Raw genomic sequence first — 14,744 nt, forward strand, 5'->3', positions numbered from 1 at the left:
GTGAGGACCATGTGACGCCAGTCGTAGACCGGTTCTCTCCGGTACCGCTGACCGACTGGTCTACTGAAAGGACATACGAATGATCACCCTGGGTGTGATTCTGTTGATTCTCGGATTTATCTTCAAGATCTCGATCTTGTGGACGATCGGCATCGTGCTTCTCGTCATCGGACTCGTCCTGTTCGCGCTCGGTGCGGCCGGACGGACGATCGGTGGCCGTAAACACTGGTACTGATCAGCCGCTCGCGCGGTGTGAACAACCAACTCTCGGCGGATAGCTCCAGCGCACGGCTGGCAGCTGTCCGCCGATCGTCATCCACTGATCCCTGCGGTCTTATGGTCGGCGAGTAATCCCGGTGGGGCGACGCAATTCCCCGGACGCAACCTCTACTCTCGAAGCCACCATGCCACCCACCCTTGACCCCGTCTCGGCCGCGCTCAAGACCGCCACGTCGTTCGTCGTCAACGCAGTCGAAGTCCTGCGTTTCGGTGGCTTACAGACGGACGAAGAGCCTTCCCCGTTCGAGATCGTCGCACGGCGTCCGATGTTCCGGCTGCGCCGGTATTACACGTCGGCAGCGGGGGCCGCCGCGACGGGTGACGTCGGCATCGGGGACCACGGCAAAGGTGACGACGACGGAGTCGTAATCATCGACGAAGACGAGGTGACACGACCGCCGATCGTGCTCGTTCCGCCGATGATGATCTCCGCTGACGTCTGGGACGTGTCACCGTCGACGAGCGCAGTGGCCGCCCTGCACCGTGCAGGTATGGACCCATGGGTGATCGACTTCGGATCCCCGGACCTCGAGGCGGGTGGCCTCGAACGCACCCTCACGGACCACGTGGTCGCGGTGAGCGAGGTCATCGATCTGGTGGGCGCCGCCACCGGCCGCTCGGTGCACCTCGGCGGGTACAGCCAGGGTGGAATGTTCTGCTACCAGGCAGCGGCATACCGTCGCTCGCGCGACCTCGAGAGCATCGTGACGTTCGGCTCCCCGGTCGACTGGCGCGGCAACGCCCCGCTCGGCGTTCCCGAGGATGTGATCGTCAGCATCGCTCACGTCGTCGCCGACTACGTCTTCAGCGACCGCTCGTTGCCCGGGTGGCTGGCCTCGACGGGGTTTCGCCTGCTCGACCCAGTAAAGACCGCCCGTTCGCAGGTGAGGTTCCTTCGCCAACTCCACGACCGTGAGGCACTCCTCGGACACGAGAGGCAACGCCGCTTCCTCGGCGGTGAGGGGTTTGTCGCATGGTCCGGCCCGGCGATCGTCGACATGATGCAACAGGTGATCATCCAGAATCGAATGATGGTCGGCGGTTTCGTCGTCGGTGACCACGTCGTCTCATTGGCCGACATCACCTGTCCCGTCCTGGCTGTGCTCGGCGAAGTTGACGAGATCGGGGTCCCGGGCGGCGTCCGCAAGATCGCGTCCGTCGCGCCCGCAGCCGAGGTCTTCGAGTTTCCGATCCGGGCCGGGCATTTCGGACTCGTCGTAGGCTCGGCCGCCGCCTCGCTCACGTGGCCCACCGTCGCCGACTGGATCGGGTGGATCGAGAACATCGGAGATCGACCCGACGGCATAACCGAGGTCGAACCGGGCTCCGTCGACGACTCCTCCCCCACCAAGACGGTGATGCTCGCGGCGGACGGGGCGATGCAGGTCGCCGGTCTCGGGATCAGCGTGGCACGCGGTGCGGGCAACCTCGCGGTGAGCGCGCTCCAGACCACACGTGCCCTCGGTTACGAGGCACTGCACGCCGCACCGCGCCTCCTTCGGTTAGGGCAGATCCAGACCGGAACCCGGATCTCCTTCGCCAAGATCATGGCCGAGCGCGCCCGGACCCAGCCGGATGACGCGTGCTTCCTCTTCTCCGACCGGGTCCATACCTATTCCGCCGTCGACACGCGGATCACGAACGTGGTCAGGGGACTCATAGCGGTCGGTGTGCGCCACGGCGACCACGTCGGCGTACTCATGGAGACGCGGCCCTCGGCGCTGGTCGCCATCGCCGCGCTGTCGCGTCTGGGCGCGGTGGCGGTGCTACTGCCCCCGTCCCGGTCTTTGCCCGAGCTCCTCCGGCTCAGCTCTGTGACCGAGGTCGTCACCGACCCCGAACACACGCCCAGGGTCACCATCGCCGGGGCGCGAGCGCTCGTACTCGGCGGCGGCGCGGATCGCGACCTCCCCGCCGACCGCGGTGCGGACGTCGTCGACCTCGAACACATCGACCCCGAGTCGGTGGAACTGCCCCGCTGGTACCGGCCGGACCCCGGCCGCGCCGGCGACCTCGCCTTTGTCCTCTTCTCCCGCTCGACCGGCGCGTGGCAGACCAAGCTCGTGACCAATCACCGCTGGGCACTGTCCGCGTTCGGCACAGCCAGCGCCGCACGCCTGACAACCGCGTCGACCGTGTACTGCCTCAGCCCGCTCCACCACCCGTCGGGGCTGCTCACCGCCGTCGGCGGGGCCGTGGCCGGCGGGTCCCGCATCGCGCTGTCCCGCGGTTTCGATCCGGCGACCTTCGACGAGGAAATACGTCGCTACGGGGTGACAGTCGTGTCCTACACCTGGGCGATGATGCGCGAGCTGGCCCGCCGGCCGGTGCGCCCGCGCGAGACGCTTCCGACGATCACGCTCTTCATGGGTTCTGGAATGCCCCGCGGGGTGTGGCGACGGATCATGGACCGCTACCCGGGGACGCGGGTCCTCGAGTTCTACGCGGGAACCGAGGCCGATGTCGTTCTGGCCAACCTGTCGACATCCAAGCCGGGTGCGCGCGGTCGCCCTCTGCCCGGCACGGCCGAGGTGCGGCTCGTCGAGGTCGATCCCGACTCCGGCGCGGTCATCACCGGCCCCGGCGGTTACGCCCGGCAGAGTGAGGTCAACACGCCGGGGATGCTCGTCACCCGGCCACGCCTCGGAGTCGATGCCTCGGTGCGCCGGCTGCGAGGGTTGTTCCGCCCGGGCGATACCTGGGTTCCGACCAATGACATCTTCGAGCGCGACCGAGACGGCGACTTCTGGCTACTCGGCTCCGCGGGCTCCACCGTCCGCACCGAGCATGGCCCGGTGTACCCGATCCAGGTCGCCGATGCGCTCGGGGATCTGCCCGAAGTGGATCTGGCCGTGGTGTACGGGGTGCCCGGTGCGACCGGTCAGGTCGCCGTCGCGGCGGTGAGCACGTGGGGCTCCGCGGCGATCACCGCGGCCGACATCGGTGGCGCACTGTCCTCGGTCCCGTCCGAAGCACGGCCGGACATCGTCCACGTCGTCGACGAGATCCCGGTGACCAACTGGTACCGGCCGGATGCCACCGGTCTCGCCGCCCGCGGCCTTCCCAAGGCCGGCCCGCGAGCCTGGATCCGCGATCCGGAAACGGGCGGGTACGTGCGCCTGACCAAGGCGGTGCGGGACGGCCTGCTTGCGGCTGACGAGATGTAGGGTGTGTGGCGACACGGGGTGCCCTGGACTGGGCTGAGATCACACCCGAGCGAACCTGATCGAGTTAGCACTCGCGGAGGGATGTCATCGGCGCAGCCACGGCTGCTCCTGCTCGAGCGGTGGTCACCCCTCTCACGACCACCGCAAGGAGAACCATGGCTTCGCGACCCGACGCTGCGCGCGATCAGCACACCCGGAGGATCAGGTTCAACGCCTTCGCCATCAACGGCGTGGGGCATCAGCTCCCAGGGATCTGGCGGCATCCGGCAGATCGGTCGCGGGACTACACGAACCTCGAACACTGGACCCGTCTGGCCCGGTTGTTGGAGGGCGGCCTGTTCGACGGCATCTTCCTCGCCGACGCCCTGGGCCCGTACGACGTCTACGGCGGTAGCGCCGATGCCGCCCTACGGACCGCGGCAAAGATCCCGATGAACGATCCGATGATGCTGGTCAGCGCAATGGCCGCAGTGACACAGAACCTCGGGTTCGGCATCACCGCGAGCACCTCCGCTGAACACCCGTACACCTTCGCCCGGCGAATGTCGACACTGGACCACCTCACCCGGGGCCGGGTGGGATGGAACGTGGTGACCGGATACCTCAAGAGCGCAGCGCAGAACCTCGGCGAGAGCGACCAGCTCACCCATGACGAGAGGTACGACCGCGCGGACGAATACGTGGAGGTGCTCTACAAGCTGTGGGAGGCCTCGTGGGACGACGACGCCGTGGTGCTCGATGCGGAGAGTGACATGTTTGTCGATCCGACAAAGGTCCACCCGATCCGCCACGAGGGAACGTACTTCACCGTTCCGGGAGTTCACCTGTCCGAGCCTTCTCCCCAGCGGACCCCGGTCATCTATCAGGCCGGCGCCTCCGAGAGGGGGATCCGCTTCGCCACCGAGCACGCGGAGGCGATTTTCGTGGCCTCCCCGACCATCGCCCAGACCAGTGACCAGGTCAGCCGGATCCGCGAGAGGCTGGAGTCCGCCGGGCGGGGCCGGGATGCCGCACGCGTGTACGCGCTGCTCACGATCGTTGTGGATCAGACCGATGAGGCGGCCGCCGAGAAGTACCGTGACATCTTCTCCTACGCCTCCGAGACGGGAAATCTGGTGCTCAACTCGGGATGGTCCGGAGTTGATCTATCCCGACAGGATCTCGACGCTCCCATGGACCCGGTCGCAACTGAAGCCATTCAGACCACTGTGTCGAGCCTGTCGGGGGCCTCGGACGCCGACGGACGCTGGACGTTGCGTGACAGCGCCCGGTTCAACGCGACGGGCGGACCGGTGGTGGTGGGCTCGGCGGTCACCGTGGCCGACGCCCTGGAGAGCTACATGGCGGACACCGATGTCGACGGCTTCAACCTGGCCTACGCGCTCAATCCCGGCACCTGGGAGGACGTCATTGAGCATCTCGTGCCCGAGCTGCAGCGCCGGGGACGGTATCCGCTGGACGCGGAACCCGGCACTCTACGAGCCCGCATGTTCGGCCACGGTGATCGCCTACCCGACTCCCACCGCGGGGCTAGGTACCGCCGGGGGTGAGACCTAGCCAGTGGGTCAGGTGGAGTGCCGGGTGACAGCCCGGGCGTCGGGACGCGAAGGGGGACGACGACGACACCGTCCATCGCTCCCACCGCACAGAATGTGGACTATCGGATTCGACTCTTGGACGTCCGATCAGTGCAACGATGTCCGGTATGCATCAGAGGCGATCAACCGTGGTTGCCGTCGTCGTCGTTCTCATCACCGTTGTTGCCGCGGCGGCCCTCGTGTACTCGGGCGTCCGGCAGACCAGAATCGTCGTGGGCGCGGAACCCACCGGCCAGGTGGTCTCCGAGGGGCTCTTCGGCGCCAACCACCGGTACCCGTTCGACGCGTTCGGCTCGTTCACCCCCGGCGGCGAGCCGCAGCAGGGGCTGGTCGCCAGCGCACAGTCCGCCGGGATAAGCATGCTGCGCTACCCCGGCGGCACGGTGGCCAACACCTTCCGGTGGAATCGTGCGATCGGGCCGCGTGAGGACCGCGGCTGCCAGACCGGCGGCGGCGACGGAGCCCCGCTGGACAGCAACATCGGGCCCGACGAGCACATGGCGCTGGTCGAGCAGATGGGCGCCGAGACCACGATGGTGGTGAACTTCGCCACCGCTACCCCGCAGGAGGCGGCGGACTGGGTGAGCTACATGAACGCCCCCGTCGGCACCAGCCCCTGGGCGGACCTGCGGGCCGAGCACGGCCACCCCGAGCCGTACGGGGTGACGTGGTGGGAGGTCGGCAACGAACCCGACGTGGGCGACCAGGCGTACTGGATGGAGCAGGATCCCACGATCCTGCCCACCGAGCACCCCGAGCGCGCCCACAAGTACGCCTACGGCGGGACGACCGAGTTCACCGATCAGCCGCTGACCACCGACTGCGATCGGCGCACGGACGCCCAGATCAGCGACGGCTCCCCCGGCCAGGTCCGCCAGGTGCCCTACGCTCCGGTCGCCCCTGATCCGCGAGTGGTGGTGGACGGCGACGTGTGGAGACGGGTTCCCACCCTGGACGGTGCGGGACCGGACGACACCGTCTACACCCTGGACCTCGAAACCGGCGAAGTTCGCTTCGGCGACGGCGTCCACGGCTCCGTCCCACCGGAGGGGTCCCGACTGACGGTGAGCTACACCAGTGGTCCGCACGCCGGATACGTGGACTTCGTCCGCGCCATGAAGGAGGCGGACCCCGACATCCGCGTCTGTTCGAGCTACCAGGGCGGCCCGTTCCTCGAGGCGATCGGGCAAGACCCGGCGTTCGACTGCCAGGTCTCGCACCCCTACACCTGGATCGTCTCCCCGATGAACGCCGCCCAGACCCACGACCACGTGATGATGGGCAGCGACTGGCAGGCCGCGCACGTCGCCCGGGAACAGGCCGAGATCCGGCGCACAGCGGGGCGCGACATCCCGCTGCTTGTCAGTGAATACGGCGCGTCGCCGGTCCCTGGCTTCCAGACCTGGGAGGAGCCGGGCGGGGACTACCTGACGTCGGTGAGTCCAGCGCTCTACGTGGCCACCCAGCTCGCCGCGTTCGCCGAGGGTGGCATCCCGGCGGCGCTGAAGCACTCTCTGGTCGATGTGCCTGACGATCACAACGGGGACTCGACGTCCACCAATCTCGGTTCGCGCAATGTGGCCATATTCAGCTCCTCGCCGGGTTTCGCTCCGTCCCCCACCGCGCTGGTTCTGCAGATGCTCTCGCCGCTGGCCGGCCAGGAGGTGCTGGAGTCGACGGTCGAGAACGGTCCCCGTCGCGTCTCCGCGGCCGGGCAGTACGGGGCGCTGGTCACCCTGGCCACCCGGACCGGCGACGACCTGACCCTGACCGTGGTCAACCGCGACCTCGAGCGGGATGTGGAGGCCGAACTCACCCTCCCGGACGGGTACCGAAGGGGCGAGGTCGCCACCCTCGACGCCCCACACTTCGACTCGGTGACCGATGTAGGCATCGTGACCGACACCCTGTCCTTTGATGCGGACACCCCCCGACGGGTGTTCCCCGCGCACTCGGTCACCACGATGACGCTGAAGAAGGTGAGTCCGTGAATCCCGCTTCCGCGATAACCCAGGTGTGGCTGCTGGTCTCTGCGCTTGTGGGCACGGTGATCGTGGTGGTCCTGGTGACGGCGGGCCTGCGCCGCGGCTGGTGGTCACTGCGCAGTGACCACGATCCGCTGTGGCGCGCGGCAGGCGTCGCCTGGAGCGTGGCGCTCCTCGCGCTGGCCGCGCTGGCGGCCGGATTCCTGCTTTCTGCCGCGCTGGTGCCAGGAGCGAAATGGGCCGCGATCCTCGCCGCACTCACCACGGTTCTGCTGTGGGCGGCGAGCCTCTGGACCGACCGGGCCCCGGACGGCCTGGTGTGGCCGGGCAGACCTACCTCTCGGCCACACCGCCCGGCCTGGGCTGCCGGTGTGTGGCTCATCGCGGCGAGTTGGGCGTTGCTCTACTGGTCCGCCTCGCAGATGGGCGCACCGGACCCGCCCACGGTCAGGCACCTGGCCGGTGTGAGCGCGGGCGTATTGATCATCGGAAGCCTGCTGGCCGGGGTGGGACAGGCGGTGCTGCGGCGGTCAGGTGATGTCCGCCCCGATCGGATGGCGAGCTGACTCTTCCGGAGTCGTGAGGTCAGAGCACCACCAGCACCGTGTCCGCCGCACCACGGGTGCACCGCTCTGGCAGACCAGCCACCTGCTGGACGGGCACCACGGTCGTGTCGAAGGTGAGCTCGCGGCCCACGGGGTGCTCGGCCCCGTCGACCGTCACGGACGGCTTGCCGTTCTGCAGCACGAACGTGGCGTCGGACGGGAAGATCGCCAGTTGAGGTGCTCCGGCACCGACAACCGCGAAGCACCCGCCCGGCCCGGTGATGAGTTTGTTGCTCGCAGGTCCCGGCGAACCGGCTGGAACGGAACCGGAGTACTGGAGCCCGAGGACGCCCTGGTCCCCGCGGACGGTCACTTCGAGCATGGCCTCGTTGTCCGGGGGTTCCGCGCCTGTTCCGGGCGCCTGATCTGCCTCAGGGGCCCCGCCATCGGCGACCTGCGGAGCCGCCGCTGCGGTCGTCGTCTCCGTCACCGTGGTCGCCGTTGACCCCGATCCGTTCGAGCCGCAGGCGGCCAGGCCCAACGGGATGAGGGCCACGACGGTGGGAACGATCAGACGGCGAGTCAATGACACGAACTTCCTCCACAGTTCAGAGCCGGGCATTGCCATCCGATGCACTCGCGGCGTCGAATCCCATACATGTACTCGGTTCCGCACTCTCCTCCCCCCGCGCAGTTTCGCGTAGCCACTACCGCCTCCGAGGCGTCCGAGTTCTTCACCGACGTGGATCTCGCGCGGCGCCACGACGACGCGCCCCGCTCCGGGGCTGGGTCGACGATGAGAGAAAGACTGTCACGTCTTCCGGACTACTTCTGTGACCTCTGGTCGTGGTGGGGGCACTGGGTCGCAGTTGCAGCCACGGGCTGGGGCGCGCTGGTCCTCATCGCACCGCTACTCCTGACCCATTTACTCCTGTGGACGGCCGATGCGGTGCGTCAGTTCACCGGGTTCAGGAACCGAAGCTGAACCGGGAAGCGAGGAAGGGCAGCAAACCCATGCACTCCGGGGTCAGCGCCAAGCACATCGGCTCGTCCGGCCCGGGGCCGAAAAGGTAACGCAGCGGGTTCTCAAGGGAGCCTTCAGGGAACATCATTACTCCTCACGATCGGGATCTGTTGTCCTGCACGGTATATCGGACCCGGCACCCGTACCTGTTACTACCGCGCGATCGACGGGACCGCTCCACCACCCCGCGGGCGGGCAGCGCCGCGTGAATCGGCGAAAGCCGCGAATACACGTGTCAACACGAAGTAACGTCCGCTGTTAAGGACGAGCTCCTCTGAGCATCGTCGGCCGTGTGTCAGCGCTTCGCCCTGTTTCTGGAGGCAATGTGAACAAGCTCGCCCTCGCGGTTCTGGCCGCCGCCACGCTGACCCTCACCGCGTGTGGCGGCGACGGACGCGACGCCGTGTCGGCCTCGGGCGGTGACGTACGTACTCCGGACGAGACGAGCCGCTGCACCGAGGACATGGCCGGCGGCACCATCACCATGGGCGAGTACGTCATGCTGCCCTCGTTCTCTCCCGGCCAGGGCCACTACGGACTGCGAGGCGGCGCGCAGTCCGCCGCGATCTACGACCGACTCATGCGCTGGAACCCGGAAACGGCGGAGTTCGAACCCAAGCTCGCCGAGTCGCTCGAGCCGAATGAGGACAACACTGTGTGGACCCTGAAGCTCAGGGACGGCGTGACGTTCTCCAACGGCGATCCGCTCACCGCGGACGATGTGAAATTCACCGTTGACCTCCACAAAGACCCCGCGACGGGGTCAACGGCCAAGACGGATGTCGACGAGATCGAGACCGTCCGCGTCCTCGACCCGCTGACCGTGGAGTTCGTCCTGGGTGAGCCGTGGGCGGGCTTCCCCTTCGCACTGACCCGCTCCGCCGGCGAGGTGATCCCCGAGGAGGCGTACACCGAAGTCGGTGCCGAGGAGTGGGCCGAGAACCCGATCGGCGCCGGCGCGTTTGTCATGGCCAGCAACACCCCCGGCCAGGAAGTCGTCCTGGAGCCGAACCCCACGTACTACGGCGGCCCGGTCTGCCCCACCCTGCGCTTCATCTCGATCCCCGGGTCCCAGGCGACCCTCGAGTCGTTCCAGAACGGCGAGATCCAGGTGGGGTATCTGCGAGGCGCGCAATTCATCAACGACGCCACGCAGGCCGATGAGCAGGGATTCCTCAGCGAGATCAGTTCCGGTCGCGCGATCGTCATGAACAACGGTGCGGCGGGTTACGACGGCGTCTTCACCGACGAGCGGGCGCGCAAGGCCGTGGCACACGCGCTCGACAGGGACCTGATCAACGACCGGCTCACCGGCGGCCTCGGCCAGCCGACCTCGGCACTACTGGCCGAGTCGTCCCGCTTCTACGACGGGCAGCAGGGCCCCGAGTACGACGCCGAGCTCGCTTCCGAGCTGGTCGAGGAGCTCAAGGCGGAGGGCGACTGGAATGGCGATGTGACGCTGCTGACCAACACCAGCCCCGAGAACATCGAGACCGGCGTGATCATCAAGGCGATGCTCGATGCCGTGGGATTCAACGTCACCCTCGAGAACGTCCCCCAGTCGCAGCAGGCCGCGCGCCTGTTCGGGCACGACTACGAGATGACCATCGGCGGCCTCAACCCCTCCGACGCTGATCCCTCGGCGAGCTTCACCGCCTACGTCACACCCGGCGGGCCCACCAACAACAGTGGCGTCGACAATGCCGAACTCACCGAAGCGGGACGCAACCTCAAGACCGCCACAGGCCTGGACGAGCAGATTGCGGCGCTCAACCGGTTCCAGGAGATCCACAACCAGGTCATGCCGTTCACGATCTTTGCCAATGCCGAGGAGTTCGTGGCGGTGGACGAGGCAGTGAAGGGAATCTCGCCCACGTCGTCGGGGGTCATGCTGTTCGACGGCGCCTACACAACCCAGCCCTGAACCGGCCGGCAGGCGGGCCCACCGACGAGAAGCATGCGACCCGTTGTCCTCTCCTGGGAGGCCAACGGGTCGGCAGCTATTCGTCGTTCTGGCGCGCGGCTATCCCATGAACTGGGCTTCCCACTCGGCCTGGTACGCGGCGACAGACTCGGGGTCCAGTCCCTCCTGGTCGGCGAGTCCGAACTCCTGGGCCGTGACGGTAGTCCCATCGACGGCGCTGGCCCCCGGGATGTCCGGCAGGGCCGCCACGAAGTCAGCGGAGATCGCCTCTTGCCCTGCCTGCGAGATGAGGAAGTTGGACAGCACTTGCGCGGCGTTCGGGCTCGGCGCCGATCCGAGGATGTGGGTGTACCACGGGACGCCGAAGGGCTTGTCTGGGAGTGTGAAGTCGACCGGCGCCCCCTTCGCCTTCTCCGTCAGTACCGTGCTGCCGGCCATCGGGGCCGCCCAGATCTCCCCGGAGGCCAGCGCCTGGGTGACGGCCACGTTGCTGGCATAGATCCGCGGGCTCGCCTCGGCCAGACGCTCGACGAAGCCGTCGCCGTAATCCGCATCGATCGTCTGGTACATGTCGACATACGTCGCGATACCGTTCGGGTTCTGCACTCCGACCTTGCCGGCGAACTTCGGGTCGATCACGTCATCGGGAGTGGACAGACCGTCGGGAACACTGTCGGTATTCCAGCCGAGACCGAACACGGTGGCGCTGGTGACGAAGAACTTGTCGTCGATCACGCTGTTGTCCGATTGGAAGTCGGGATTGTCCAGGTTCGGGGCAACGACCTCCATCGAGAAGTCGGGATTATCCAGACTGCGGCTAATCCAACCCGCGTCCGTTGTCATGTGCACATCAGCGACGCCGGTGCCTGTCTGATTCTCGACCTCGATCTTCGGGAGAATGTCGGCATCGGTACCGCGCACGTACTCCAGCGTGATGTCCGGGTACTCAGCCTCGAAGGCGGTCTTGAGCGCCTCGAGGTTGGTCGGCGAATGCGTCGAGTACAGGGTGACCGTCCCCTCGTCGTTCGCCGCCGCCACGATCTCGTCCCAGGAGCCGGCGAGCTCCGTCTGGGTTCCCTCGCTCCCGCTGCAGCCCGCAAGGATCAGGGCAAGCGCCGCTCCGCCTGCCAGCGCTGTTCTCGCTCTCATTGCTCTCACTGAGGTCCTCTCCGGAGACGACTCCGCCAAGCTCGGCGAAGTGAACTTAGTTCAACTCAACAATATGGCACAGATCACATCGACGGAAGGAGATTGAAGAAACTGAGTACCGCAGAACGCGCCATTACAGCCGCACCAGTGCAGGCGGTCTCCACTGCCCCTGCAGGACACTCGGAGTCGGCCCATAGAGTCGCAGCATCAACCTGAACTCGCCCGGCGGTGCCGGAAGCCAGTTGCCTTGCCCCCGGGCGGGTTGGTCGTGGGAGATCACCACATCGAGCGATCCGTCGCTTCCGTACCGGAGGTACTCGCTCCGGTCACCGATGGCGTAACGCGAGATGGCGTTCTCGACCAGAAATCCTTCGGCGTGATACATGGTCAACGACCAGAAGAACTCCACCGGCGGCAGTTCGCCGTGCGGAAAGTGGAGCCGGTATACGTGCCGGCCGTCGAGTGCATCCCCCACCGCATCCCGCTCCAACACCGGATAGAGCGCCTCTTCGGCGGGGTTGATGTAGATCTGCGCCATCGCCACTGACGCCCGCAAGAGCCAGTCGGAGCCGAAGTCGACCCCACGGTAGTTGATCATCCACCCGTTACGGACGTCGCCGACAGCCGCGATCCCCCGCCGGATGGCCGCGAGCCCCCGTGCAACGGCATCGTCCAGCTCACTGTCAGCGGCGCCTCGGCCGATCGCGCCGCCCGGCTGCCACCCGGCCGCCCGGAGCAGGTCCGTGGTTCCTGGATCCAGGGCCCGGTCCGGGATATCCGACAGCATCTGCGACAGAGTGTCGAAGAACCTCCGCCCCGGTCCGGCTCCGGCCTCGAGCGCTTCGGGCGAACCCCCGCGCAACGCGGGATTGGCATCGCACACTTCCGAGATCCTAGTGAGCCCGATCTCCTCCTGGAGGGCGTGCACGCGGCTCATATCGTCCGCCGAAGCGGAGTCGACCATGATCCGTCCCGCGATCATGAGGAACCTCGAGTTACACGAGAGTTCGATTCCGGTGCCAGTGGTGTCGACCCGCGATTCCGCCGCTGTCTGACACCAGCGGATTGTTACGGGCCCGAGGCTGCCGCCATGGGTTCGCTGTCCCACCGTGTGACAGCTCGTGTCGAAGTATCCGAACTGAAAGGCGTAGTAGCGGTCGTCGAAGTCCGGGGTGTCGAGGACCAGATCCCCGTCGGCGAGGTCGACCCAGGCCACGCTGTACAACGTGTCGACGTTCGGAGCGACGCCCACCCGATAGCTCGGATCTGACAGCAGCTTCTGATGGCCGAACCTCCCGAGCGAAGCGGCGGCCGAGCGAGCTGCCGCCCTGTCGGTTTCCACGGGCGCCTGCGTCATCTTCTCCCGGAGTTCGAGGAATCTGACGAGCGGATAACCCCAGATCACCAGCGACTCATAGGCTCCCGCCGCGTCCGAGCTCACTTCTCGGCCGCTGCGGCGTCGTGGATCAGTTCGATCGCTCCCGGTTGCCAGCCGCCTTCCGCCAGTCGCGGGGCCGGGCCGTAGTTCCGGATCACCACGAAGAAAGGCCCCTCAGGCGCCGGCAGCACGTGCGGCGACCCCTCGACTTCTTTCGAATCAAACGTGGGATCAATCGAAATACGCACTTCGCCGTTCGGGCCGGGGTGGATCCCTGATTCACTCCCGACCGAGTAGCGGCCCCACGCGTTGCCGTAGACGCGTCCACTGTCGGCCTCGTACAGGGTGAGCGACCAGAAGTAGCGCACTGGCGGCTCCTCGTTCAGAACGAGCTCGTATGCGCCGTTGCGGCCGTCGAGTTGAGCGCCGGCGGCGTCGAAGTACGCGTTGAAGGACGCATTCTCTTCCACGACGTTCGCGCCCAGCCCGACGTTGTTCATGACCGCACGGGCGACGAAGTTCATACCGTGGCTTCCCTTGTCCTTCACCTTGGTCCAACCGGTGCCCAGGGGTCTGCCGAGCTGAGATCGGCTTTCGCGAACGACCTCCATCGCGGCGTCGAAGCCCCGCTGAGCGGCATCCCGGAGGTCAGCGTCCAGCGGCACCGAGCCCGGCCCGATGCCGAGCGTCCGATACCTGGCGACCAGCCCCTCTTCCCTGGCTGGGACGCCCGCGAGCTCGATCACCGCGTCGAGGGTCTTGGCGAACTCGGCCCACTGCGCTTCGACGAGTTCACTGTCCACCTGACGGATCTGGTCGGCCCCGGCAGACGCTGCGGGCGCGTGTAGCTCGAACGACTTTCGAAGCCGGTCCGCCTCCTCCACGCCGTCCGCCCCGGCAACCTGCACGCGGAGCAGCGCCCATACGATGGGGGTCGCCATAATCATGGCTTCGGCACGACGATCCGCTGGGAGTTCGTGCGCCTGCTCGGCCGTGCAGAGCACGACCCGCCCCGGCCCATTGCCGAAGGTCCTGCTGCTCACGTTCGACGCGTTCCCGAAGGTGTCGAACAGATTAACCGTGTAGTACTTCTCCCCCACGTCCGGTACCCGCAGTTCCACCGGACCGGCCGACAATGAGATCCAGCCATTGGAGTACAAGGTATCGACGTTCGGTACACGGAACTCGGAGAACTCAGGCCCCGCGAGGCCCCGCCGATGGTCGAAGACGTTGATCCGCTCGCCGCCCCCCACGGAGCGATTCCAGACAAAGTCACTGAGCTGGGCATATTGGAGCACCGCTGGGAGCCCCCAGATGGTGGCGTCAAACGCGAGATTCTCGATCAGTTTCTCGGCTTGGGGCTGCCCACAAGGCACGAGGTCCATCGATGACGAATCCCGATGCTGAGGCAGCCCCTCAAAGTCGTATGTACGAACGTGCACTCGATCCTCCAAGTGTCGAGACGCGCCCGGAGTACGCCCCCGCCCCTGGCCCTGCCCACTGCAAGGAGAAGGTCCACGAGCGGTCGAGCATCGATATCAGGCGCGCTCCAAACTGAATTGGCTTCAGTCCAGTATGGCATGCACCACACTCGCTCAGCGGGAAATGAACGTGGTTGTGAACCGCCCCAGGTTTCCCGCCGCCTCCTTTTCGAGTCGAGGAGGATGGCTGTATGCCGAAGAAGATCGATCCCGC

11 protein-coding genes are annotated in these 14,744 nt (G+C 66.8%); 7 read left to right on the forward strand and 4 right to left on the reverse strand.

Annotation, left to right across the window (positions count from 1 at the left end; all coding sequences use genetic code 11):
- Positions 1-79: 79 nt before the first annotated feature.
- The 5 genes from K3888_RS17375 to K3888_RS17395 all read left to right on the forward strand — a co-directional run bounded on the left by K3888_RS17375 (position 80) and on the right by K3888_RS17395 (position 7,595).
- The gene (locus K3888_RS17375) at positions 80-235 is read left to right on the forward strand and encodes a DUF6131 family protein (RefSeq protein WP_230931535.1); all 156 of its coding nucleotides are present in this window, start codon (positions 80-82) and stop codon (positions 233-235) included.
- A 169-nt stretch (positions 236-404) separates the two neighbouring features.
- Positions 405-3,446, forward strand: coding sequence for an AMP-binding protein (locus K3888_RS17380; RefSeq protein ID WP_230931536.1), 3,042 nt, complete (start codon positions 405-407; stop codon positions 3,444-3,446).
- Between the two features lie 155 nt (positions 3,447-3,601).
- On the forward strand, positions 3,602-4,996 hold the full coding sequence (locus K3888_RS17385; RefSeq protein WP_230931537.1) for an LLM class flavin-dependent oxidoreductase: 1,395 nt from the start codon (positions 3,602-3,604) through the stop codon (positions 4,994-4,996).
- Positions 4,997-5,172: 176 nt separating this feature from the next.
- Positions 5,173-7,035: an alpha-L-arabinofuranosidase family protein gene (locus K3888_RS17390; protein ID WP_230931538.1), complete on the forward strand. Its 1,863-nt coding sequence runs from the start codon at positions 5,173-5,175 to the stop codon at positions 7,033-7,035.
- On the forward strand, positions 7,032-7,595 hold the full coding sequence (locus tag K3888_RS17395) for a hypothetical protein (protein ID WP_230931539.1): 564 nt from the start codon (positions 7,032-7,034) through the stop codon (positions 7,593-7,595). Before K3888_RS17390 ends, K3888_RS17395 begins: the two co-directional genes overlap by 4 nt.
- 19 nt (positions 7,596-7,614) lie before the next feature.
- Here K3888_RS17395 and K3888_RS17400 read toward each other — a convergent pair whose 3' ends face one another.
- Entirely contained in the window at positions 7,615-8,166 is a 552-nt protein-coding gene (locus K3888_RS17400; RefSeq protein WP_230931540.1) for a hypothetical protein, read from the reverse strand.
- 204 nt (positions 8,167-8,370) lie between these two features.
- Between K3888_RS17400 and K3888_RS17985 the strand changes: the two genes are divergently transcribed.
- Positions 8,371-8,559 (forward strand): DUF1295 domain-containing protein, encoded by a 189-nt coding sequence (locus K3888_RS17985; protein WP_372459594.1) that lies wholly within the window; start codon positions 8,371-8,373, stop codon positions 8,557-8,559.
- 364 nt (positions 8,560-8,923) lie between these two features.
- Entirely contained in the window at positions 8,924-10,522 is a 1,599-nt protein-coding gene (locus tag K3888_RS17405; RefSeq protein ID WP_230931541.1) for an ABC transporter substrate-binding protein, read from the forward strand.
- Positions 10,523-10,621: 99 nt separating this feature from the next.
- Here the strand turns inward: K3888_RS17405 and K3888_RS17410 are convergent, their stop codons facing one another.
- The 3 genes from K3888_RS17410 to K3888_RS17420 form a co-directional block, all read right to left on the reverse strand.
- Positions 10,622-11,671, reverse strand: a complete 1,050-nt coding sequence (locus K3888_RS17410) for an ABC transporter substrate-binding protein (protein ID WP_230931542.1) — start codon at positions 11,669-11,671, stop codon at positions 10,622-10,624.
- A 133-nt stretch (positions 11,672-11,804) separates the two neighbouring features.
- Positions 11,805-13,112 (reverse strand): DUF1254 domain-containing protein, encoded by a 1,308-nt coding sequence (locus K3888_RS17415; RefSeq protein WP_230931543.1) that lies wholly within the window; start codon positions 13,110-13,112, stop codon positions 11,805-11,807.
- Positions 13,109-14,434, reverse strand: a complete 1,326-nt coding sequence (locus K3888_RS17420; RefSeq protein WP_230931544.1) for a DUF1254 domain-containing protein — start codon at positions 14,432-14,434, stop codon at positions 13,109-13,111. Before K3888_RS17420 ends, K3888_RS17415 begins: the two co-directional genes overlap by 4 nt.
- Positions 14,435-14,744 lie beyond the last annotated feature (310 nt).

Source organism: Dietzia aurantiaca, assembly GCF_021033825.1.
GTDB lineage: Bacteria > Actinomycetota > Actinomycetes > Mycobacteriales > Mycobacteriaceae > Dietzia > Dietzia aurantiaca.

Bases quoted from the DNA above. Each gene is read 5' to 3' on its own strand.
- K3888_RS17385 (WP_230931537.1), top strand. From the start codon at position 3,602: ATGGCTTCGCGACCCGACGCTGCGCGCGATCAGCACACCCGGAGGATC.
- K3888_RS17410 (WP_230931542.1), bottom strand. From the start codon at position 11,671: ATGAGAGCGAGAACAGCGCTGGCAGGCGGAGCGGCGCTTGCCCTGATC.
- K3888_RS17985 (WP_372459594.1), top strand. From the start codon at position 8,371: ATGAGAGAAAGACTGTCACGTCTTCCGGACTACTTCTGTGACCTCTGG.
- K3888_RS17375 (WP_230931535.1), top strand. From the start codon at position 80: ATGATCACCCTGGGTGTGATTCTGTTGATTCTCGGATTTATCTTCAAG.
- K3888_RS17420 (WP_230931544.1), bottom strand. From the start codon at position 14,434: ATGGACCTCGTGCCTTGTGGGCAGCCCCAAGCCGAGAAACTGATCGAG.
- K3888_RS17380 (WP_230931536.1), top strand. From the start codon at position 405: ATGCCACCCACCCTTGACCCCGTCTCGGCCGCGCTCAAGACCGCCACG.